Origin of the sequence: Streptomyces sp. NPDC001904, from assembly GCF_040297005.1 — a bacterium.
GTDB lineage: Bacteria > Actinomycetota > Actinomycetes > Streptomycetales > Streptomycetaceae > Streptomyces.
This window is the reverse complement of record NZ_JBEOYI010000017.1, coordinates 136,318-156,022: the sequence shown is the minus strand read 5'-3', so window position 1 is coordinate 156,022 and position 19,705 is coordinate 136,318. Positions and strand designations below refer to the sequence as shown.

Annotated in this window: 22 protein-coding genes; 13 read left to right on the top strand and 9 right to left on the bottom strand. The window is 72.5% G+C overall.

Translation table 11 applies throughout. The annotated features are described in order from the left end of the window. Positions 1-7: 7 nt before the first annotated feature. Positions 8-913, bottom strand: a complete 906-nt coding sequence (locus ABT127_RS25365) for a DUF3558 family protein (protein ID WP_351454259.1) — start codon at positions 911-913, stop codon at positions 8-10. 161 nt (positions 914-1,074) lie between these two features. Next, positions 1,075-1,962 carry a DUF3558 domain-containing protein gene (locus ABT127_RS25360; RefSeq protein ID WP_351454256.1) on the bottom strand — a complete coding sequence of 296 codons (888 nt, stop codon included), beginning with the start codon at positions 1,960-1,962 and terminating at the stop codon, positions 1,075-1,077. Between the two features lie 191 nt (positions 1,963-2,153). Between ABT127_RS25360 and ABT127_RS25355 the strand changes: the two genes are divergently transcribed. Then, the gene (locus ABT127_RS25355; protein WP_351454253.1) at positions 2,154-3,347 is read left to right on the top strand and encodes an RtcB family protein; all 1,194 of its coding nucleotides are present in this window, start codon (positions 2,154-2,156) and stop codon (positions 3,345-3,347) included. A gap of 66 nt (positions 3,348-3,413) precedes the next feature. On the opposite strand, the gene ABT127_RS25350 is transcribed toward ABT127_RS25355, so the two are convergent. Continuing rightward, positions 3,414-4,304: an NADP-dependent oxidoreductase gene (locus ABT127_RS25350; RefSeq protein ID WP_351454250.1), complete on the bottom strand. Its 891-nt coding sequence runs from the start codon at positions 4,302-4,304 to the stop codon at positions 3,414-3,416. A 149-nt stretch (positions 4,305-4,453) separates the two neighbouring features. Between ABT127_RS25350 and ABT127_RS25345 the strand changes: the two genes are divergently transcribed. Beyond that, positions 4,454-4,879 carry a winged helix-turn-helix transcriptional regulator gene (locus ABT127_RS25345; protein ID WP_351454247.1) on the top strand — a complete coding sequence of 142 codons (426 nt, stop codon included), beginning with the start codon at positions 4,454-4,456 and terminating at the stop codon, positions 4,877-4,879. Here ABT127_RS25345 and ABT127_RS25340 read toward each other — a convergent pair. Then, entirely contained in the window at positions 4,870-5,322 is a 453-nt protein-coding gene (locus tag ABT127_RS25340; RefSeq protein ID WP_351454244.1) for a hypothetical protein, read from the bottom strand. The two genes, ABT127_RS25345 and ABT127_RS25340, sit on opposite strands and share 10 nt — an antisense overlap. An 85-nt stretch (positions 5,323-5,407) precedes the next feature. Here ABT127_RS25340 and ABT127_RS25335 point away from each other — a divergent pair, with 85 nt between their 5' ends. From ABT127_RS25335 to ABT127_RS25325, 3 genes are read left to right on the top strand one after another with little or no spacing between them, the layout of a single operon-like run. After that, a complete protein-coding gene (locus ABT127_RS25335) occupies positions 5,408-5,743 on the top strand; it encodes a YnfA family protein (RefSeq protein WP_351454242.1) in 336 nt (111 codons plus the stop codon). A 51-nt stretch (positions 5,744-5,794) separates the two neighbouring features. After that, positions 5,795-6,562, top strand: a complete 768-nt coding sequence (locus ABT127_RS25330) for an SDR family NAD(P)-dependent oxidoreductase (protein ID WP_351454239.1) — start codon at positions 5,795-5,797, stop codon at positions 6,560-6,562. Further along, positions 6,552-6,725 (top strand): hypothetical protein, encoded by a 174-nt coding sequence (locus ABT127_RS25325; protein ID WP_351454236.1) that lies wholly within the window; start codon positions 6,552-6,554, stop codon positions 6,723-6,725. The genes ABT127_RS25330 and ABT127_RS25325 overlap by 11 nt, the downstream gene beginning before the upstream one ends. 48 nt (positions 6,726-6,773) lie before the next feature. Here the strand turns inward: ABT127_RS25325 and ABT127_RS25320 are convergent, their stop codons facing one another. Beyond that, a complete protein-coding gene (locus ABT127_RS25320) occupies positions 6,774-7,571 on the bottom strand; it encodes a DUF6597 domain-containing transcriptional factor (RefSeq protein WP_351454234.1) in 798 nt (265 codons plus the stop codon). 86 nt (positions 7,572-7,657) lie between these two features. Between ABT127_RS25320 and ABT127_RS25315 the strand changes: the two genes are divergently transcribed. The 3 genes from ABT127_RS25315 (at position 7,658) to ABT127_RS25305 (ending at position 10,103) form a co-directional block, all read left to right on the top strand. Continuing rightward, a complete protein-coding gene (locus ABT127_RS25315) occupies positions 7,658-8,254 on the top strand; it encodes a TIGR03086 family metal-binding protein (RefSeq protein ID WP_351454233.1) in 597 nt (198 codons plus the stop codon). A 74-nt stretch (positions 8,255-8,328) separates the two neighbouring features. Further along, positions 8,329-9,450 carry an LLM class flavin-dependent oxidoreductase gene (locus tag ABT127_RS25310; protein ID WP_351454232.1) on the top strand — a complete coding sequence of 374 codons (1,122 nt, stop codon included), beginning with the start codon at positions 8,329-8,331 and terminating at the stop codon, positions 9,448-9,450. Then, positions 9,447-10,103: a CE1759 family FMN reductase gene (locus tag ABT127_RS25305; protein ID WP_351454229.1), complete on the top strand. Its 657-nt coding sequence runs from the start codon at positions 9,447-9,449 to the stop codon at positions 10,101-10,103. Before ABT127_RS25310 ends, ABT127_RS25305 begins: the two co-directional genes overlap by 4 nt. Here the strand turns inward: ABT127_RS25305 and ABT127_RS25300 are convergent. Both ABT127_RS25300 and ABT127_RS25295 read right to left on the bottom strand, forming a co-directional pair. Then, the gene (locus tag ABT127_RS25300; RefSeq protein WP_351454226.1) at positions 10,086-11,417 is read right to left on the bottom strand and encodes a hypothetical protein; all 1,332 of its coding nucleotides are present in this window, start codon (positions 11,415-11,417) and stop codon (positions 10,086-10,088) included. The genes ABT127_RS25305 and ABT127_RS25300 overlap by 18 nt on opposite strands. Before the next feature lie 361 nt (positions 11,418-11,778). Next, positions 11,779-13,098, bottom strand: coding sequence for a glycosyltransferase family 4 protein (locus tag ABT127_RS25295; protein WP_351454223.1), 1,320 nt, complete (start codon positions 13,096-13,098; stop codon positions 11,779-11,781). Between the two features lie 198 nt (positions 13,099-13,296). On the opposite strand from ABT127_RS25295, the gene ABT127_RS25290 reads away from it, so the two are divergent. The 3 genes from ABT127_RS25290 to ABT127_RS25280 are packed head-to-tail and all read left to right on the top strand — an operon-like array spanning position 13,297 to position 16,345. Further along, a complete protein-coding gene (locus ABT127_RS25290; RefSeq protein ID WP_351454362.1) occupies positions 13,297-13,980 on the top strand; it encodes a response regulator transcription factor in 684 nt (227 codons plus the stop codon). 2 nt (positions 13,981-13,982) lie between these two features. Next, complete coding sequence (locus ABT127_RS25285) at positions 13,983-15,434, top strand: sensor histidine kinase (protein ID WP_351454220.1); 1,452 nt, start codon at positions 13,983-13,985, stop codon at positions 15,432-15,434. A 44-nt stretch (positions 15,435-15,478) separates the two neighbouring features. Next, positions 15,479-16,345 (top strand): LLM class flavin-dependent oxidoreductase, encoded by an 867-nt coding sequence (locus ABT127_RS25280; protein WP_351454217.1) that lies wholly within the window; start codon positions 15,479-15,481, stop codon positions 16,343-16,345. A 3-nt stretch (positions 16,346-16,348) separates the two neighbouring features. Here ABT127_RS25280 and ABT127_RS25275 read toward each other — a convergent pair whose 3' ends face one another. Next, complete coding sequence (locus ABT127_RS25275) at positions 16,349-16,852, bottom strand: DinB family protein (RefSeq protein WP_351454215.1); 504 nt, start codon at positions 16,850-16,852, stop codon at positions 16,349-16,351. Continuing rightward, on the bottom strand, positions 16,849-17,286 hold the full coding sequence (locus ABT127_RS25270) for a hypothetical protein (RefSeq protein ID WP_111665256.1): 438 nt from the start codon (positions 17,284-17,286) through the stop codon (positions 16,849-16,851). Before ABT127_RS25270 ends, ABT127_RS25275 begins: the two co-directional genes overlap by 4 nt. A 382-nt stretch (positions 17,287-17,668) precedes the next feature. On the opposite strand from ABT127_RS25270, the gene hemL reads away from it, so the two are divergent. Continuing rightward, positions 17,669-18,994, top strand: a complete 1,326-nt coding sequence (gene hemL / locus ABT127_RS25265) for a glutamate-1-semialdehyde 2,1-aminomutase (RefSeq protein WP_351454212.1) — start codon at positions 17,669-17,671, stop codon at positions 18,992-18,994. Continuing rightward, a complete protein-coding gene (locus ABT127_RS25260) occupies positions 18,991-19,683 on the top strand; it encodes a histidine phosphatase family protein (RefSeq protein ID WP_351454210.1) in 693 nt (230 codons plus the stop codon). Before hemL ends, ABT127_RS25260 begins: the two co-directional genes overlap by 4 nt. Positions 19,684-19,705 lie beyond the last annotated feature (22 nt).

The window sequence follows — 19,705 nt, the reverse complement described above, 5'->3', positions numbered from 1 at the left end:
CCGACGGCTACTTGTCCTTGTCGTTCCCGTCGTCCTTGGCGGAGGCCGACGCCGACTTGGAAGTCTTCGGCTCGGCCGACTCCGAAGCCTTGGAGGACTTCGACGACTTCGACCCGTCGGACGACTTCGATCCGTCGGACGACTTCGACGCGGACGCCGACGGAGAGGCGCTCTTGCCCGGCACGGTGTCCTTGACCGAGGCCACCACCTCACGGGCCGCCTTCTCGGCGTCCTTCGACAGTTCGTCCGCGTCCGGCGTCTTCTCGCCCGCGAGCCCCGAACCGTTGTAGTTCACCGTGACGACCACGTTGTCGATGCGCGAGACGACCGTCTGCTGCTTCGAGGTGACGTCCTTCTTCTTCGCCTTGTACGTGCTGTCGGAGCGCACCAGCGTCGCTTCGTCGCCCGTCCCGGCGAGCTCGGACGTCTTCATCTTCTTCGCGCCCTCGTCGGCCTGCGCGTCCTTGACCTGCTTCGCGTAGTACGCGGACGCCAGCTGGTCGCCGCTGCCCCGGTTCACGTCCGAGTCGAAGCGGAGCATGGACACGTTCAGCCAGCGGTACTGGGAGCCCTTCACGCCGTTGCTGTCCAGGCTCGCCCAGGAGCAGCTGTCCCGCGTCGAGTCGTCGTCCGAGGCCCCGGACTTGCTCTTGCCCTTCGGCGCCAGGTCGTCCAGCGTCTTCTTCGACAGCGCGTCGCACGCCTTCGGCAGCGACTTGTACGTCGCGGCCGGGACCTTCTTCGCCGCCTCCCCCGCGGTGGACGCGGACGCCTTCGTCCCCGAGGACGCCTTGTCCGTGGCGCTCGCGTCGTCGGAACCCGAGTCGGACGAGCAGCCGGCTACGACGAGGACCACCGGCACGGCGGCGGCGCAGGCGAGTATGCGGGTGAGTCGCTTGGTCGGACGGTGCATGGTTCCTTCACTGGGACGCGGACAGAGGCACGGACCGGACACGCGACCACCGGTCAACCTTCAGCCGGTCTTCACGAACCCGGGTCCGATGGGCCACCGTACGCGCTGTCCGATCCGTCCGCCTCGCCTTCGCCGGACCCGCCCCGGCCGCCCGGGCGGCCCTACTCGCCGAACTTCCCGACCAGCTTCTGTGCCAGTTCCTGCGTCCTGTCCTGCATTTCCTTGCTGTCCGGCGCCTCGCCGGAGGCCGTCGGCTGGGCCTCGTACGCGACGGTCACCACGACGTTCGACGTGCGGAACACCACAGTCACGGTCCGCGTCGGCGACGCCGTGGACCCGGCCTGCTCGTCGTTCAGGAACCCCTGGTCACCGAGGCCCTCGAGCAGTCGCGGCCGGAGATCGGCGGGCGACGCGGAGTCCGACGCCGAGCTGGAGCCGGACGATTCGGGTGATTCAGTAGATGTGCCGGACTCAGTAGACTTGGCCGACTTATCCGAGTTGGTGGATTTGGTCCCCTTCGAGGCCGAAGGGGACGGTGACGACGAGGACTCCGTGACGCCGGGGTCCACCGTGCCCGTCACCGTGCCGGGATCCGGCAGGTCCGCCTTCTCCGCCTTCGAGGCGAAGACCTTCTCCGCCCACGCGTCGTCGCTCACCCCGGCGTCGTACGACACCACCCGCTCGAAGTCCAGCGTCAGCCGGTGCGCGCCGCCCGCGGCCGTGTCGTCCTTCCAGCGGCACCCGACCCGTCGCCCGGTGTCGAACGTGGTCGTCGCCACGCCCTCGTAGGCCCTGTCCCGCAGGTCCTCGTCCGTGATCTTCGCGATCCCCGGCAGCATCGTGTCGAGCATGCCCTGCTCGGGCTGGCCGCACGGCTCCGGCAGGGTGCGGTACTTGCCCGGCTTGGCGGCGGAGGCCGACGTGCTGGCGCTGCCCGGCTTGGAGTCGTCGCTGCCGCCGCTGTCGTCGGCGCTCCCGCTGCACCCGGCGAGCAGCGCCGTCAGAAGGACGGCGACACCCGGCACGAACGCGTACGACTTCCGCTGCACCCTGGGGCTCCTTACTGGGCTGACGCCGGATTATTCGATTGCCGCGGCAGGGCGGCCGATGGTGCCATGTCTATCGCACGCATCGCCGTGGACGCCGGTCCCGCATCCTATTTGTTGACCTTGGCTCCGGTATTTGCGTTTCCCTACTTCTTTTCACGTAGGCCCAACTGTCGAGCACAACGGGGGATTTCATGTCATACGTAGAGGTACCTGGCGCTAAGGTTCCCATCCGTATGTGGGCCGATCCGGCCACGGTCGAGGACGCCGCGATGCAGCAGCTCCGCAACGTGGCGACCCTGCCCTGGATCAAGGGCCTCGCCGTCATGCCCGACGTGCACTACGGCAAGGGCGCGACGGTCGGTTCCGTCATCGCGATGCAGGGAGCGGTGTGCCCGGCGGCGGTGGGGGTGGACATCGGGTGCGGGATGAGCGCGGTGCGGACGTCCCTGACCGCGAACGACCTGCCCGGCGATCTGTCCCGGCTGCGCTCGAAGATCGAGCAGGCGATCCCGGTGGGCCGCGGCATGCATGACGACCCGGTCGACCCGGGCCGCATGCACGGGTTCGCGACCGCGGGCTGGGACGACTTCTGGGGACGGTTCGAGGGCGTCGCCGACTCGGTGAAGTTCCGGGAGGGGCGGGCCGTGAAGCAGATGGGAACGCTCGGCTCCGGAAACCACTTCGTCGAGCTGTGCGTTGATACGTCCGATGCGGTGTGGCTCATGCTGCACTCCGGTTCCCGCAACATCGGCAAGGAACTGGCGGACCATCACATCGGCGTGGCCCAGGGCCTCCCGCACAACCAGAACCTGGTCGACCGCGACCTGGCCGTCTTCATCTCGCAGACCCCGCAGATGGCGGCGTACCGCAACGACCTGTTCTGGGCGCAGGAGTACGCCAAGTACAACCGCTCCATCATGATGGCGCTCTTCAAGGACGTGATCGGCAAGGAGTTCAAGAAGGCCAAGCCGGTCTTCGAGCCGGAGATCAGCGCTCACCACAACTACGTGAGCGAGGAGCGGTACGACGGCATGGACCTGCTCGTCACCCGCAAGGGAGCGATCCGCGCGGGCTCCGGCGAGTACGGGATCATCCCGGGCTCCATGGGCACGGGTTCGTACATCGTGAAGGGCCTCGGCAACGCGGCGTCCTTCAACTCCGCGTCGCACGGCGCCGGCCGGAAGATGAGCCGGAACGCGGCGAAGCGGCGTTTCTCGACGCGGGACCTGGAGGAGCAGACGCGGGGCGTGGAGTGCCGCAAGGACTCCGGCGTCGTGGACGAGATCCCGGCCGCGTACAAGCCGATCGAGCAGGTCATCGAGCAGCAGCGGGACCTGGTCGAGGTCGTCGCGAAGCTGAAGCAGGTCGTCTGCGTCAAGGGATGAGCACCGGGCGCGCGCCGGGGCCGGTCCACTTTCGGACCGGCCCCGTGCCGCATTCGCGTCGTAGCCTCAGGGCACCAGCACCAGCCGCCCCCGCACCCCGCCCTCCGCGAGGCGGGCGTGGGCCTTCGCCGCGTCCGTCAGGGGGAAGGTCTCGGCGACCCGGGCGGTCAGGACGCCCTCGTCGGTCAGGCGGGCGAGGGCCGCGAGCTGGGTGCCGTCCGCCGTCACCTCCACCGACGACGTGCGCACCCCGCGCTCGGGTGCCGGTTCCGCGCCGGGGATGACGCCGACGTACGCGCCGCCGTCCCGGACCCAGCCCAGCGCCTCGGCGCCGATGAACGCCGCGTCGAGGACCCCGTCCACGGGGTCGGGGGTCGTGCCCCGTGCCACGAAGGCCGTCGCGCCGAAGGAGCGGGTCAGCTCTTCGTCGGCCCCGGACGCGTAGGCCGTGACCTCGATGCCGCGGTGGGCGGCGAGCTGGATCGCGTAACCGCCGACCGCGCCCGCCGCGCCGGTGATCAGGAGCGACTGCCCGGGTTCCAGGGCGAGTCGGTCGAGCGTCTGCGCGGCCATGAGGGCGTTGACGGGGATGCTCGCCGCGTGGGCCGGGTCCACGGAGGCGGGGGCGGCGGCTGCCGCGCCGGCGTCGACGACGACGTACTCGGCGTGGGTGCCGAGCTGCTTGACGGGGCCGTGGTGCACGGCGATGACCTCGTCGCCCACCCGCCACCCGGTGGCCTCGCCCACCGCGTCGACGGTTCCGGCGACGTCCCAGCCGAGGCCGAGCCGCTGCCCGGCGCCGCCGAAGGCCCCGGAGCGCACACCCGCGTCGACCGGGTTGAGGGCGGCCGCGGCGACCTTGATCCTGATCTGGCCCGCGCCCGGTTCGGGGCGCTCGACGTCCACGATCTCGACCGCTTCCGGACCGCCGAACGCCGTGACGACTGCTGCTCGCATGACAACTCCCTTGTCCATCAACTCAGTTGGTGCGGTGCTTGTGCTTTCCTTTCCGCAGTGACGACTCTATGGAGTGCTACTCTCTTTCGGTAAGTACGTACCTGGAGGTGCGTACGTCACCGTGAAGTGCGCGGGAGGTCCGGGGAGCCATGGCGACGACGACGGCGGCACAGCGCCGCGAGCAGGAGCGGTTCGCGTACGACGCGTTCCTGCGGGAGTGTCCGACCAATCAGCTGCTCGCGCGGCTGAGCGACAAGTGGGTGAGCCTGGTCGTGGCCGCCCTCGCCGGGCACGACGGGCCGCTGCGGTACTCGGACCTCGGCCGGAAGATCGCGGGTGTCAGCCAGAAGATGCTCACGCAGACGCTGCGCGGCCTGGAGCGGGACGGGATCGTGGCGCGGACGGTGACCCCTTCGGTGCCGGTGCGGGTCGACTACGAACTGACCGCGCTGGGCCGGAGCCTGGGCGGTCTGCTCGTCGCGGTGAAGGACTGGGCGGAGACGCACATGGACGAGGTGGCCGTGGCACGGGAGAGCTACGACGCCGCGGACGGCACCCCGGGCGTTCAGAAGTAGTACGTGTCGCCGGTGTCCAGGACGAGTACCTGGTGCCGGTCGTTGTCCGGGTTGTGGTCGACCGGGCCGCCCGTCCACACGGTGTCGAGGCGCACGGTCACCTCGGTGGGGCGCGTGGCGAGGCGGACGTCGACGGTGAGCGGGGTGCCGAGGGCCGCCGCGGGCAGGGCGCCGGTGCGGCAGTCGACGGTGCGCGGGCCGGTGCGCAGGCAGGCGGCGGGGAGGCCGGGCTGGGCGTCGGTGAGCGGGGCGGACAGGGCGAGCCGGAGGGTGGTGTCGGGGACGTCGGTGGGGCCGTGGTTCTCGGGGGTGAGGGCGACGGTGACCCGGTCGCCGGCCAGGCGCACGGTGCCGTGGTGGGCGAGGTCGGCCTCCGCCGGGGCGGTGCCGCCCGGCGGCAGGAGGAGGACGAGGGCGGGGGCGAGAGCGAGGGCCGGGTGCACGGCTGACCTCCGGGTGCGCGGGGACGGTGGGCCGATCTATCCCACGTGCGCGGCGCCGTGACACGTGCGTGACACCCTGTGGCGCATGACCGTCGCCCGTTCCGTGTTCCTGTTCGTCCTCGCCGCGGTGTTCGAGATCGGTGGTGCGTGGCTGGTCTGGCAGGGGGTGCGGGAGCACCGCGGCTGGGCGTGGATCGGCGCGGGGGTGATCGCGCTGGGTCTGTACGGGTTCGCGGCGACGCTGCAGCCGGACGGGGAGTTCGGGCGGATCCTGGCCGCGTACGGCGGGGTGTTCGTCGCCGGGTCGATCGCCTGGGGCATGGTCGCGGACGGGTACCGGCCGACCCGCTGGGACGTGGCCGGCGCGCTGATCTGCCTGGTGGGCATGGCCGTGATCATGTACGCCCCGCGGGGCGAGTGAACGCCCGTCGTACGCTGGCACCAGCCGTCCGCCGAGTCCCGAGGAGCAGTCATGGCCCCCGCCCCCGCATCCCGTATCGCCGTCGTCACGGGCGCGAGCAGCGGCATCGGTGCCGCGACGGCCCGGCAGCTGGCGGCGGCCGGATACCGGGTGGTGCTCACGGCCCGCCGCAAGGACCGGATCGAGGCGCTGGCCGAGGAGATCAACGGCGCCGGGCACCAGGCCGCCGCGTACGCCCTGGACATCACCGACCGGGCGGCGGTGGACGAGTTCGCGACGGCGTTCAAGACGGTCGGCGTGCTGGTGAACAACGCGGGCGGCGCGCTGGGCGCCGATCCGGTGGCCTCCGGCGACCCGGAGCAGTGGCGTCAGATGTACGAGACGAACGTCATCGGCACGCTCAACGTGACGCAGGCCCTGCTGCCCGCGCTGACCGCGTCCGGCGACGGCACGGTCGTCGTCCTCTCCTCGACCGCCGGGTTCGCGACGTACGAGGGCGGTGGCGGTTACGTGGCCGCGAAGCACGCGGAGCACGTTCTCGCGGAGACGCTGCGTCTGGAGATCGTCGGCACTCCGGTGCGGGTCATCGAGGTGGCGCCCGGCATGGTGAAGACGGACGAGTTCGCGCTGACCCGGTTCGGCGGCGACGAGGAGAAGGCGGCGAAGGTGTACGCGGGCGTGGCCGAGCCGCTGACCGCGGACGATGTCGCCGACACGATCAGCTGGGCCGTGACGCGTCCGCCGCACGTGAACATCGACCTGCTGGTGGTCCGGCCGCGCGCCCAGGCGTCGAACAGCAAGGTCCACCGTGAGCTCTGAGGCGCCGGACCCGCTGGACGTCCTCCAGCGCGAGTTCGACGAGCGCCGGCTCGCCGAGGAGAAGAAGGGCGAGCGGTACATGTGGTGGTACCTGGGCTACTTCCTCTTCGGCATCCACATCGTCGCGTTCGTGATGATCTACGCGATCAGGCACGCGGGGTGAAGAGCCCGTCGTCCGGGGTGCGCCACCGGCCCGCAGCCGACGCACGACCTAGGTCGCCGGGTAAGCCGTCGGAGACACCCCCAGCGTCGTCGTGAAGTCGCGGACGAGATGGGCCTGGTCCGCGTAGCCGAGGTCGGCGGCGAGGGCGGCCCAGTCGACCACGTCGCGGTGGGCGGCCGCCTCCACGGCCTCGTGGATGCGGTAGCGCAGCACGCACCACTTGGGACTGACACCGACGTACGCGGCGAACAGCCGCTGCACCGACCGCACCGACAGGCCCTCCTCGCGGGCCAGGCCGGCGACCCGGCGCACGGTGCGCTCGGCGCGGATCCGGGCGACGAGACCGCAGGCGAGCTCGGCCTGCGGGTCGGGAAACTGCGGGGTGAGCGGGAGCAGGTAGGCGTCGAGGGCGGCGGCCCGGTCGTGGTCGGCGGCGGGGGAGAGCACGGCGGCCGGGTCGGTCGCCGGGAACACGTCCGCGTACGGCAGCACCCGGCCCGTCCACGCGGAGACCGGCCGGTCCGGCGCGAAGGGGCGGAACATGCCGGGCCGGAACTTCGCCCCGCACACCCGGCCGCGCCCGCTCAGCTTGCGGGAGTACAGGCCGGGGGCCCAGACGCCGGTCAGCTCCCCGTACGGCGGGCCGTCCCCCTCCTCCCACTGGAACGTCAGGTTCAGGGAGGGGTGCGCGAGGATGTGCGAGGCGTAGGGGACGGGCAGGTCCCAGTCGATCAACCAGTAGTTCTCCACGTACGGGCGCAGGGCGGGCGCGGGCTCGTACCGGCGGAAGCGGACGTGCCTCAGCAGTGACTCCGGATCGACGATCCCGCGCGTGTCACGCTCCATGCCCGGATCGTACGGCGGGGCACCGACAACGGCCGTCTGGCGCGTTTCTTCAAGACCGCGGGACGCCGGATTCGTACGGTCGGTTCATGAACGAGAACGAGAACAAGAGCGACGGCGACATGGGCGGGCTGCTGGCCGTGGCCGCAGAGCGGGCGGTGCCGGTCGTGGCCGGGCTCGGCGACGACGTACTCGCGCGGCCCACGCCGTGCGCGGACTACGACGTGAAGGCGCTGGTCAACCATCTGTTCCAGGTGATCGTGCAGTTCCAGAAGCTCGCGGCGAAGGGCGACTCGGACTTCACCGCGACGCCGGACGAGGTGGCCGCGGATCCGCGCTGGCGGGAGCGGTTCGCCGAGGAGGCGGACGCGCTGGTCGCGGCGTGGTCGGCGCCGGGGGCGCTGGAGGGGACGAGCGGGTCGATGCGGATGCCCGCGCGGACCGTCGCCGGGATGGTGCTGCTCGACCTGACCGTGCACGCCTGGGACCTGGCGCGCGCCACCGGCCAGGAGTACGAGGCCGAGCCGCGGGTGGTCGAGGAGCTGGCCGGGACCGTGGCGGGGCTCGCGCCGATGGCCCGGAAGACGGGGGTGTTCGGTCCGCCGGTGCCGGTCGGCGACGGCGCCCCGGCGTTCGCGCGGCTGCTCGCGGCCACCGGGCGGGATCCGGAGGGCGGTCCTGCCTGAGCGGAAATAAGTGGGGAGGGGGCACTGTTCCAGGGGTATAGTTGAAGCATCAACAACCTGGAAGGTGAGCAGCCATGCAGTTCGGGATCTTCACCGTCGGCGACGTCACGGTCGACCCGACGACCGGGCGTGCCCCCACCGAGCACGAGCGGATCAAGGCGATGCTGGCCATCGCGCTCAAGGCGGAGGAGGTCGGCCTCGACGTCTTCGCGACCGGCGAGCACCACAACCCGCCGTTCGTCCCGTCGTCCCCGACGACGATGCTCGGCTACATCGCGGCGCGCACGGAGAAGCTGGTCCTGTCCACCTCCACCACCCTCATCACCACCAACGACCCGGTGAAGATCGCCGAGGACTTCGCGATGCTCCAGCACGTCGCGGACGGCCGCGTCGACGTGATGATGGGGCGCGGCAACACCGGCCCGGTCTACCCGTGGTTCGGCAAGGACATCCGCGACGGCATCGACCTCGCCATCGAGAACTACGCCCTGCTGCGCCGCCTGTGGGACGAGGACGTCGTGACCTGGAAGGGCAAGTTCCGCACGCCGCTCCAGTCGTTCACCTCCACGCCCCGGCCGCTCGACGGCGTCGCGCCGTTCGTCTGGCACGGCTCCATCCGCTCCCCGGAGATCGCCGAGCAGGCCGCGTACTACGGCGACGGCTTCTTCCACAACAACATCTTCTGGCCCGCCAGCCACACCAAGCAGATGGTGAACCTGTACCGCCAGCGCTACGCCCACTACGGGCACGGCACCCCGGAGCAGGCCATCGTCGGCCTCGGCGGCCAGGTGTTCATGCGGAAGAACTCGCAGGACGCGGTGCGCGAGTTCCGCCCGTACTTCGACAACGCGCCGGTCTACGGCCACGGCCCGTCCCTGGAGGACTTCACCCGCGAGACGCCGCTGACCGTTGGCTCGCCGCAGGAGGTCATCGACCGGACCCTGTCCTTCCGTGACTACGTGGGCGACTACCAGCGCCAGCTGTTCCTGATGGACCACGCGGGCCTGCCGCTGAAGACCGTCCTGGAGCAGCTCGACCTCCTCGGCGAGGAGGTCGTGCCGGTGCTGCGCAAGGAGTTCGCGAACCGCCGCCCGGCGAACGTGCCGGACGCGCCCACCCACGCCGCGCGCGTCGCGGAGCGGGCTGCCGCCGAGAACGCCGAGACGGACGAGAACAAGGAGGCCAGGAGCGCATGAAGCTCGTCGTCGTGTCCGCGGGACTGAGTTCTCCCTCGTCCACCCGGCTGCTCGCCGACCGGCTCACGGCGGCGACCCTCCATCAGGTGGACGCGGAGGTGGAGGTCGTCGAGCTGCGCGACCTCGCCACCGAGATCGCCCGGCACTTCGTCACCGGCTTCCCGCCGGCCCGGCTCGCCGCCGCGCTCGACGCGGTGGCGGCCGCGGACGGCCTGATCGCCGTGACGCCGGTGTTCGCGGCCTCGTACAGCGGACTGTTCAAGTCGTTCTTCGACGTCATCGACAAGGACGCGCTGACCGGCAAGCCCGTGCTGGTCGCCGCGACCGGCGGCACCGCCCGGCACTCCCTGGTGACCGAGCACGCGCTGCGTCCGCTCTTCACGTACCTGCGCGCCCTCGTCCTGCCGACCGCCGTGTACGCGGCGTCGGAGGACTGGGGCGAGGAGGGGCTCGCCGCCCGGATCGCCCGTGCGGGCGGGGAGCTGGCCCGCTTCATGGGCCCGTCGGCCGCCGACGCCGCGCCCGACGTCGACACCGCGGCCGCGATCGCGCCCCGTTCGCCGACCGGCGCGATCACGTCCGTGGACCCGGCCGACGGGTTCCAGGTGGTCCCCTTCGAGCAGCGGCTGGCCGCTCTACGGCCGGCTGACTAGCCGCAGAGCGGCGGGCTCCGGTGCCTTCCACGCGGTCCAGCCGTGGGTGTCGGGCAGCACGTACGGGGTCCAGTGCCGGGCGTAGTGGGGCGGCAGGGCGCCCCGGGGCGTGAGCAGCGCCGTGGGCACCTCGGCCGCCCGGCGCAGGAGTTCCGCGCGGGTCGTGGAGGTGTTGTTGCCCTCGATCTGCGCGGAGGCACAGCCCGCCGCGTAGCCGATGGGCAGCGCGCGCGGGCCGGTGACCAGGCAGGGCGGGGTGAGGCCCAGGGTGCGCAGCCCGCGCGCGGCGGCGACGTAGCGGGCGTCGGTCGCCGCGGTGGCGGCCACCACCCGGTGCAGCACCACGAACTGGGTGGTGATCTGCAGGGCGACGAGGACAGCCGCGGCGACCGCCAGCGGCCGGCGGCGCTTCAGGCGCCGCAGCAGCACCGCGACGGGCAGCGCGAGCAGCGCGTACGACGGGAGCAGGAAGCGCGGCGCCGAGTAGCCGATGAGCAGCAGGTACGACGCGCTCAGGGCCGCCGCGCAGGCCACCGGCAGCACGGTCGGCGCGAGCCGCCTCTCGCGCCGGGCCACCAGGAGCGCCGCCACCGCGAGGAGCGGCAGTGCCAGCCACCACAGGGCGAGTCCGGGCTGGTCCGGGGTGCCCGCCGTGCAGGGGCGGCACAGCAGCGGGCCGTTCACCGCGCGCCAGGCCGTGTCGAGGTTCAGGTGCAGGCCCATGTCGCCCTCGGTGGCGCTGGACACGTGCAGCCGCTCCAGCACACCGCCCCAGCGGACGTACGCCTCGACGACCCACTGGGCGAGCCCGGCCGCGAGCCCCGCGGCCAGCCACGGCAGGGCGCGCCTGCGGCCCCGCACGCAGAGCGCGTACGCGGCGAGCGGCAGCACCAGCCACACCGCGTCCGGTGCCCGGAACAGGGCCACCGCCGCGACGCACAGCGCCAGTTCCCAGGTGCCGCCGCGCAGGAACCAGCCCACCGCGCCGACCGCGCCGAACGCCACCCACAGGTTGGGCATGGCCATCGCCCCGGACAGCACGCTGATCCACAGGCTGCCGAAGAGCAGTGCGGCGAAGGCGGTGGTGCGGGCGCCGACCAGCGGGCGCCAGACGCGGAACGCCGCGTAGAGCGCGACGGCGGACAGCGCGGCGAGCACGGCGCGCAGGGCGAGCGGTCCGGCGCCGGCCGCGACGAACGGCGCGGTCAGCAGGCTCGTCCCGCGCGAGCGCGGCGCGCTGAAGAACGCGGCCGGATTGCGCGGGTCGTACTGGGAGACGTAGACGGACTCGTCCCATCCGAGGCCGTGGCCCAACTGGGTGACGACGAGGATGAGTTGGGCGACTGCGTACAGTGCGGCGACGGCCGTGAGCCAGATGCCGGGGCCCGGGGTACGCCGTTCACGGAAACGGCGTACCCCGGGCCTGGTGCGCGGCGGAGCCGACCCTGTCGCCGCCCCGGCGGCCGTCGCGGCAGCGGGGCCCGCGGCGGCCAGGGCGAGGGCTCCGGCCGCGAGTGGGGGACGGAGGACGGACCGCCACCGACTCTGTCGGCCCGTCCTCCGCCCCTGGGGAGCCCGTCGCCACCGGGGACCGGGGGCCGAGGGCCCCGCCGGGACGGGCGTCTGGGTGGGCGGTGCGCTGTGGTGGTGCGTCGGAGGCGTGGGCATCGTTCCCCTACGGTGTCCGGGGCCGTGCGGCAGTGCCCCCGGCCCGGTGACCTCGGCCTTCATGACGTGTCCCCTCTTGTCCGCCGTGTCCGCGGGAGCGGGTCCCGCGTACCGAACGGGCTTTTCTGCGCGCCCAGTTGACGGCCCGGCCGCGCAGCCGTTGCCCTGCACGACGCCGTTCCGTCGCCCTGAGTTGGGTGAAAAGCAAGCCATAACGGGCGACGATCGGCTCCGGGTCGTAGCGGTGCGCGGATTCCAGCGCGGCCTTGCCCATCGACCTGCGGAGCGTGTCGTCCTCGATCAGTTCGACCATCGCCTCGGCGAGCGCCCGCGCGTCACCGACCGGCACCAGCCGCCCGTCGTGCCCGTCGGTGATGATCTCGCCGGGCCCGAGCGGCGCGTCCGTGCTCACCACCGGGACCCCGCAGCGCATCGCCTCCACCAGCGTCATCCCGAACGACTCCGCGTCGGAGGCGCTCACCACGATCGACGTCCTGGCGAACTCCGGCTCGATCGGCGAGACCGCGCCCATCAGCCGGGCCCGTCCGGTCAGCCCGAGCCCGGCCACCAGGTCCCGCAGCCGTTCCTCCTGCGCGCCGGCGCCGTAGATCCGCAGCTCCCAGCCGGGCTCCTTCGCCGCGACCGCGGTGAACGCCTCCAGGAGCAGGTCGTAGCGCTTGCCCGGGGCGAGCCGCCCGGCCGCCGCGATGATCTTCGAGGTGCCGTCCGACGGCGGGACGGCGGCGGGCGGCACGATGTTCGGCACGGCCAGCACCCGCACCCCCGGCAGCGCCATCCGCGACCGGTAGACCGCCGCGTCCTCCTCGGTCACCGTCACGACCGCGTCGAGCTGCCGGTAGTAGCGGGCGAGCACCGACCGCAGCTTCTTGTGGTGCGCGTCGTGCCGCAGATGCTCCTGCGCGATCCGCAGCGCCCGCTTCGGCCCCCACTTCGCGAGATAGACGTTGAGGCCGGGGCGGGTGCCGATGACGACGTCGGCGTCGCACCGCTCCTCCAGGTACGCGCGCACCCGCTGGTCGTGCAGGAGCGTGTACTGCTTGTGGCGCTTCTCGGCGGCCGGGAAGTCCCGGGCCGGCTCCCGGTACGCGGGCAGCGCGCTGTCGGCGCCGCCCGTCCGGCCGTCCACGAGCGGGACCAGGCCGATCCGCGGGTCGACCGGGAAGCGCGGAGACTCCCGGTGCCGGGACATCGACACGATCTCCACCTCGTGGCCGCCGTGCTCGATCAGCGCGGCGGCCAGGTTGAGCGTCGTGCGCACCGTGCCGCCGATGGCGTACACGTTGTGCAGCAGGAACACGATCTTCATGCGTACTGCCTTCCCCGGCTTGCCCCCAATGTCCGGAAGGGAGCCTGGCCGGATCAGGTAAGCCGCCCGTCCGGTGGGGGTGAGAGGCAAGTAAGAAGCCCTTTGGCGGACGGCTGATCAGGGGATGCACACCCGGGCCGGGGGCACACTGGCTGGGTGTCGCAGACCTCTCCGCTCACCCCGGCCCCCGCTCCGACCGTGCTGCTCGCCGAGGACGACCGGCCGATCCGCAACGCCCTGGAACGCGCCCTGGCGCTGGAGGGCTATGTGGTCACGGCCGTCGCCGACGGCGTCGAGGCGCTCGCCGCGGCCCACCGCTCCCGGCCCGACATCCTCGTCCTGGACGTGATGATGCCGGGCATCGACGGCCTCCAGGTCTGCCGGGTGCTGCGCGCCGAGGGCGACCGCACCCCGATCCTCATGCTGACCGCGCTGGTCGAGACCCCGGACCGGATCGCGGGCCTCGACGCGGGCGCCGACGACTACGTGGTGAAGCCCTTCGACGTGGAGGAGGTCTTCGCCCGGCTGCGCGCCCTGCTGCGCCGCGCCGCCCCGGCGCCCGAGGAACCCTGCGACGACGGCCGCCAGGTGACCGCCGCCGACCTGCGCATCGACCCGGCCGCCCGGCGCGCCTGGCGCGGCGCCCGCGAGCTGGAGCTGACCAGGACCGAGTTCGACCTCCTGGAACTGCTGGCCCGCAACAGCGGCATCGTCCTCGATCACGCCACGATCTACGACCGGATCTGGGGCTACGACTTCGGCCCCGGCTCGAAGAACCTCGCGGTCTACGTCGGCTATCTCCGGCGCAAGGTGGACGAGCCGGACGGCGTCCCGCTGATCCACACGGTCAGGGGAGTGGGCTACGTGTTGAGGGAGGGCTGAGGGTGAGTCCCGCCTCCCGGAGCCTGCGCACCAAGCTGGCCCTGTCCTTCGCGGCGGTGGCCGCGGGCGTGACGGCGCTCGTCGGCTTCCTCTCCTACGACTCCGCGGCCCGTCTGGTCCGCGTCGACCAGGAGGCCGTCTTCGACCAGGTCGTCCACGATCTGCGGCAGCAGGTCCGCCAGCAGACGCTCACCCCCGACGACTTCAGCTCCGGCGACCCGGACCACGACGGCCCGCGCGACGATCTGACCCGCCCGGTCGGCACCGACATCCAGATCCTCGGCCCGGGCGGCACCGTGGTCGACCGGGGCAGCCCGCCGCTCCCGGTCGAGGCCGACGACCGGCGCGTCGCCGAGGCGGGCAGGGCGGGCCTCCTCTCCGAGGACGAGGACGTGGAGCTCGACGGCGACGCGTACCGCCTCGCGACCGTGTCCCTCGGCGGCGGGCGCGGCGCGGTACAGGTCGCGCAGGAGTTCAGCGACACCGAGGACCTGCTCGCCGAGCTGCAGCGGCGCACCCTGCTGTACGCGGCGGCGGTCGTCATCGCGGCGGGCCTGTTCGGCTGGTGGCTGGCGCGCCGCGTCACCTCCCGGCTGGTCCGGCTCGCGCAGACCGCCGAGGACGTGGCGTTGACCGGCCGGCTCGACGTCGCGGTACCGGTCACCGGCGGCGACGAGGTCGGCAGCCTCGGCCGCTCCTTCGACCGGATGCTGGGCCGGCTCGCCCGGTCGGTGGAGGACCAGCGGCGCCTGGTGCAGGACGCGGGCCATGAGCTGCGCACCCCGCTGACCTCGCTGCGGACCAACATCTCGCTGCTGCACCGGATCGGCGAACTGCCGCCCGACGCCCGCCGGGAACTCGTCGCCGACCTGGCCCAGGAGTCCCGCGAACTCACCGACCTGGTCAATGAGCTGGTGGAGCTGGCGGCCGGCAAGGAGGACGACGAACCGGCCGTCGCGGTCGCGCTCGCGGAGACCGCACAGGACGTCGCGACGCTGACCCGGCGCCGCACCGGCCGCATGATCACCGTCCGGGTGGACGGCCCGCCGGACACCGACACCACGATCACGGGCCGCCCGGCCCAGTTGCAGCGCGCGCTGTCCAACCTGGTGGAGAACGCGGCCAAGTTCGACACCGGCGGCACCGCCCCCATCGAGATCGTCGTCACCCGTCTGTCGGGCGTCGGCAGCGGGGTCCGGGTGGAGGTCCTCGACCGCGGCCCCGGCATCGCCGACACCGACGCGGACCGCATCTTCGACCGCTTCTACCGCGCCCCGGCGGCCCGCAGCCTGCCCGGCTCGGGTCTCGGCCTGTCGATCGTGCGGGAGGTCGCGGCGGCCCACGGCGGGGTGCCGTTCGCCGCGCGGCGGGACGGCGGGGGAGCGGTGATCGGCTTTGTGGTGAAGGGACTTGAGGGCGCCGGGGGAGGAGCGGGCGCGAGCGGGACGCGCTGAACAACCCCGTGGCGCCACACCCTCGCGCCGGTCACCATGACCCCATGCGCTTCTCCCTCAACATCCCCAATTTCGGCGACTTCGCCGACGCCCGGACCGTCGCGAAGACCGCCGCCGCGGCCGAACAGGCGGGCTGGGACGGTCTGTTGATCTGGGACCACGTGGTCCACGACAAGCAGGTGCAGCGCGGCAAGCCCTTCGGCGACCCGTGGATGCTGCTCACCGCCGCCGCCCTCGCCACCTCCCGGATCCGGCTCGGCACCCTGCTCACGCCCGTGCCCCGCTACCGGCCCGAGCAACTGGCCAGGCAGGTCGCCACCCTGGACGCGCTCAGCGGCGGACGCGTCGTCTTCGGGGCCGGGCTCGGCGGGCCCGCCGAGGACGAGTACGCCAGCTTCGGCGACACCGTCGACCGCGCCGTGCACGCCGGACGCCTCGACGAGGGCCTGGAGGTGCTCACCCGCTACTGGTCCGGCGAGAGCGTCGACCACGAGGGCGCCCACTACCGCGTCCACGACACCCAGTTGCTGCCCGCCACCGTGCAGCGGCCCCGGCCGCCCGTCTGGATCGGCGGCTTCTGGCCGAACCGCCGCCCGATGCGCCGGGCGGCCCGCTGGGACGGCGCCGCCCCGCTCTTCGCCGACGCCCTGCACGGGGTGCCGCCGCACCCCGACCGGCTCGCGGAGGTGGTCGCGTACGTCCAGGAGCACCGGGACGCGCCGGGGGAGGACTTCGAGATCGTCGTCGGCGGTCTCACGCCCGGCGACCGGAGCGCGGCGCTCGACATCATCGGGCCGCTCGCCGACGCGGGCGCCACCTGGTGGGACGAACGGCAGCTCCAGGACGGCGGGTTCATCGACTCCTACGAGGCCGTGCTGCGCCGGCTGGAAGCGGGTCCGCCCCGGCTGTGAGCCTCAGGTGAGGACCAGCCAGCGGCGCCCGTCGAGGAGTTCGCGTGCCGCGTCGAGATGACCGGCGTGGCACGCCGTCTCCGTGATCACGTGCAGCAGCAGGTCGCGCAGGGTGTGCAGATGCGGCTCGCCGAACAGCTCGCGCGGCCACCAGGCGAGCGGGGCGTCCGGGGCGGCGGCGCGGGCGATCGCGTCCGCGCGGGCGGTGTGGGCGCGGTAGGCGTCGAGCACCTCGGCGGCCGGCGTGCCGGGAGACACCTGCCAGGCGTCGGCGGTGGCGTCGAGGGAGGCGATGACGTCCCGCTCGCCGAGGAGGACGGCCTGGAACCAGAACCGCTCGACGTCCAGCGCCAGGTGCTGGACCAGGCCGAGGCAGGACCAGCCGGAGGGCAGCACGGGCTTGCGGAGGGCCTCGTCGTCGAGTCCTTCGATGATGCCGAGGACGTGGCGGCGCTGTCCGGCCAGGACGGCGAGCAGCGTCTCCGTCTCCGCGCCCGGCGCGGTCACGGCCACACCAGGCAGTACGCCTGGTGCCCGGCGTCGTGCAGACGGTGACTGAAGTCCTGCCACTCGTGGAGCAGTTGGTACACGTTGAACGCGTCGCGCGGGCCGCCCCGGTCGGGGACCGTGGACCAGATGAACGCCGCCGCGCCGACGGCCTCCTCGCCCACCCCGCGCAGCGGGTCGACGACCGTCATCGGCAGCTTCACCACCGCGTAGTCGGGATGGAGCACGACCAGCTCCAGCGGCGGGACCTTGTGCAGGGGTATGCCCTCGATGCCGGTGAGGACCATCGCGGCCATCGTCTCCGGCTTGATCTTGGTGAACATGCCGCCCATGCCCAGCTCGTCACCGCCGAGCTCCTCGGGACGCATGGAGATCGGGACACGGGCCGCCGTGGCGCCGTCGGGCGCACCGAAGTATTTGTACGTCACCCCCACCCGGCCACCATTCCCGCTTCCGCTCCCCACCATCGGCTCCCCGCGGTCGTCGCGTCGGTGCTTACCCCGCCGGGCACGCCGGGGGCCCAGGTCGTCGGTCCCCTCGCCCAGTCCGCCGCCACCGCGATGCATATCTCCACCCGACTGCTGTTCTCAGGGCGCCTGGGCCCTTTTCTAGGCCGCGCGACCGCCGACGCGCAACCCGATCATCGTGTCAGTGACCTCCCCCACGGTCACTCGCCGAAACGTGCCGACGGAACAACTGCGCGAGCGCGGCCCCCACCACCCGTACAGATGCCGTACAGAGTTCTGACAGTGCGAGTCTAGGCCGCCACGGGTCCGCGCGGAGGGGACCGCGGACACGGGCCGTACGCTGAGAGGCATGGCAGAGGCGAACAACACCCCCTATCCCTATGAGGCACCCGTTTCGCAGGGGCTCTTCGACCGTGCGTCCGTCGTCACGCCCGGTGGCGTGAACTCTCCGGTGCGCGCGTTCCGAGCCGTGGGCGGTACGCCCCGTTTCATGGTGTCCGGTACCGGTCCGTATCTGACGGACGCCGACGGACGCGAGTACGTCGACCTCGTGTGCTCGTGGGGGCCGATGATCCTCGGCCATTCACACCCCGAGGTCATCGCGGCGGTGCAGGAGGCCGTCGCCCGCGGCACCTCCTTCGGCACGCCCGGTGAGGGCGAGGTCGCGCTCGCCGAGGAGATCGTCGCGCGGATCGAGCCCGTCGAGCAGGTGCGGCTCGTGTCGTCCGGCACCGAGGCGACCATGTCGGCGATCCGGCTGGCCCGCGGCTTCACCGGCCGCGCCAAGGTGATCAAGTTCGCCGGCTGCTACCACGGACACGTCGACGCGCTGCTGGCCGCGGCCGGCTCCGGCGTCGCCACCTTCGGCCTTCCCGACACCCCGGGCGTCACCGGCGCCCAGGCCGGCGACACGATCGTCCTGCCGTACAACGACATCGAGGCGGTGCGGGCCGCGTTCGCCGCGCACCCCGGCGAGATCGCCTGCGTCATCACCGAGGCCTCGCCCGGCAACATGGGCGTCGTGCCGCCGCGCGACGGCTTCAACGCCGGGCTGAAGGCGGTGTGCCGGGAGAACGGCGCGCTGTACATCTCCGACGAGGTCATGACCGGCTTCCGCACCTCGAAGGCCGGCTGGTTCGGCGTCGACGGCGTCGCGCCCGACCTGATGACGTTCGGCAAGGTCATGGGCGGCGGCTTCCCGGCCGCGGCCTTCGGCGGCCGCGCCGACGTCATGGCCCACCTCGCCCCGGCGGGCCCCGTCTACCAGGCGGGCACCCTGTCCGGCAACCCGATCGCGACCGCCGCGGGGCTCGCCCAGCTCCGGCTGCTCGACGACGCCGCGTACGCCACGGTCGACGCGGTCAGCGAGCAGCTCCGTACGCTCGTCTCCGAGGCGCTCACCAAGGAGGGCGTCGCCCACCGGGTGCAGAACGCCTCCAACATGTTCTCCGTGTTCTTCACGGACGGCGAGGTGCGGAACTACGACGACGCGAAGGGCCAGGAGTCCTTCCGCTTCACCCCGTTCTTCCACTCGATGCTGGAACAGGGCGTGTACCTGCCGCCGTCGGCGTTCGAGTCCTGGTTCGTCTCGACCGCCCACGACGAGCGGGCGGTCGAGCGCATCGCCGCCGCGCTCCCGGCTGCCGCCCGTGCGGCCGCGGAGGCCACCGCATGAGCACTCCGAAGAGCGACAGCGACATCACCGTCGTCCACCTGATGCGCCACGGCGAGGTGCACAACCCGGAGGGGATCCTGTACGGGCGGCTGCCCGACTACCACCTCTCCGAGCTCGGCCGGCAGATGGCCGACCGGGTCGCCGAGCACCTGTCGGCGCGCGACATCACGCACGTCGTCGCCTCCCCGCTGGAGCGGGCGCAGGAGACGGCGACGCCGATCGCCAAGGCGCACGGCCTCGACCTGGACAGTGACGGCCGTCTCATCGAGGCGGGCAACGTCTTCCAGGGCAAGACCTTCGGCGTCGGCGACGGCGCGCTGAAGAACCCGGACAACTGGAAGCACCTCGTCAACCCGTTCAAGCCGTCGTGGGGCGAGCCCTACGTCGAGCAGGTCGTCCGCATGATGGGCGCGCTCGACGCGGCCAAGGACGCGGCGCGCGGCCACGAGGCGGTGTGCGTCAGCCACCAGCTGCCCATCTGGATCGTGCGCTCCTTCGTCGAGAAGCGGCGGCTGTGGCACGACCCGCGCAAGCGGCAGTGCACCCTCGCCTCGCTGACGACCTTCACCTACCGCGGCGACAAGATCGTCTCGGTGGGCTACAGCGAGCCGGCCATCGACCTCGTCCCCGCCCATCTGCGGGCCGGCGCCAAGCCGGTGAAGGGCAAGGACAAGGCGTTCGGCGCCTGACATGTGAACGCGCGAAGGGCCG

Excerpts from the sequence above, each read along its gene's own strand:
- ABT127_RS25365 (WP_351454259.1), bottom strand. The coding sequence starts at position 913 with ATGCACCGTCCGACCAAGCGACTCACCCGCATACTCGCCTGCGCCGCC.
- ABT127_RS25355 (WP_351454253.1), top strand. The coding sequence starts at position 2,154 with ATGTCATACGTAGAGGTACCTGGCGCTAAGGTTCCCATCCGTATGTGG.
- ABT127_RS25350 (WP_351454250.1), bottom strand. The coding sequence starts at position 4,304 with ATGCGAGCAGCAGTCGTCACGGCGTTCGGCGGTCCGGAAGCGGTCGAG.
- ABT127_RS25345 (WP_351454247.1), top strand. The coding sequence starts at position 4,454 with ATGGCGACGACGACGGCGGCACAGCGCCGCGAGCAGGAGCGGTTCGCG.
- ABT127_RS25335 (WP_351454242.1), top strand. The coding sequence starts at position 5,408 with ATGACCGTCGCCCGTTCCGTGTTCCTGTTCGTCCTCGCCGCGGTGTTC.
- ABT127_RS25330 (WP_351454239.1), top strand. The coding sequence starts at position 5,795 with ATGGCCCCCGCCCCCGCATCCCGTATCGCCGTCGTCACGGGCGCGAGC.
- ABT127_RS25320 (WP_351454234.1), bottom strand. The coding sequence starts at position 7,571 with ATGGAGCGTGACACGCGCGGGATCGTCGATCCGGAGTCACTGCTGAGG.
- ABT127_RS25315 (WP_351454233.1), top strand. The coding sequence starts at position 7,658 with ATGAACGAGAACGAGAACAAGAGCGACGGCGACATGGGCGGGCTGCTG.
- ABT127_RS25310 (WP_351454232.1), top strand. The coding sequence starts at position 8,329 with ATGCAGTTCGGGATCTTCACCGTCGGCGACGTCACGGTCGACCCGACG.
- ABT127_RS25305 (WP_351454229.1), top strand. The coding sequence starts at position 9,447 with ATGAAGCTCGTCGTCGTGTCCGCGGGACTGAGTTCTCCCTCGTCCACC.
- ABT127_RS25295 (WP_351454223.1), bottom strand. The coding sequence starts at position 13,098 with ATGAAGATCGTGTTCCTGCTGCACAACGTGTACGCCATCGGCGGCACG.
- ABT127_RS25280 (WP_351454217.1), top strand. The coding sequence starts at position 15,479 with ATGCGCTTCTCCCTCAACATCCCCAATTTCGGCGACTTCGCCGACGCC.
- hemL (WP_351454212.1), top strand. The coding sequence starts at position 17,669 with ATGGCAGAGGCGAACAACACCCCCTATCCCTATGAGGCACCCGTTTCG.
- ABT127_RS25260 (WP_351454210.1), top strand. The coding sequence starts at position 18,991 with ATGAGCACTCCGAAGAGCGACAGCGACATCACCGTCGTCCACCTGATG.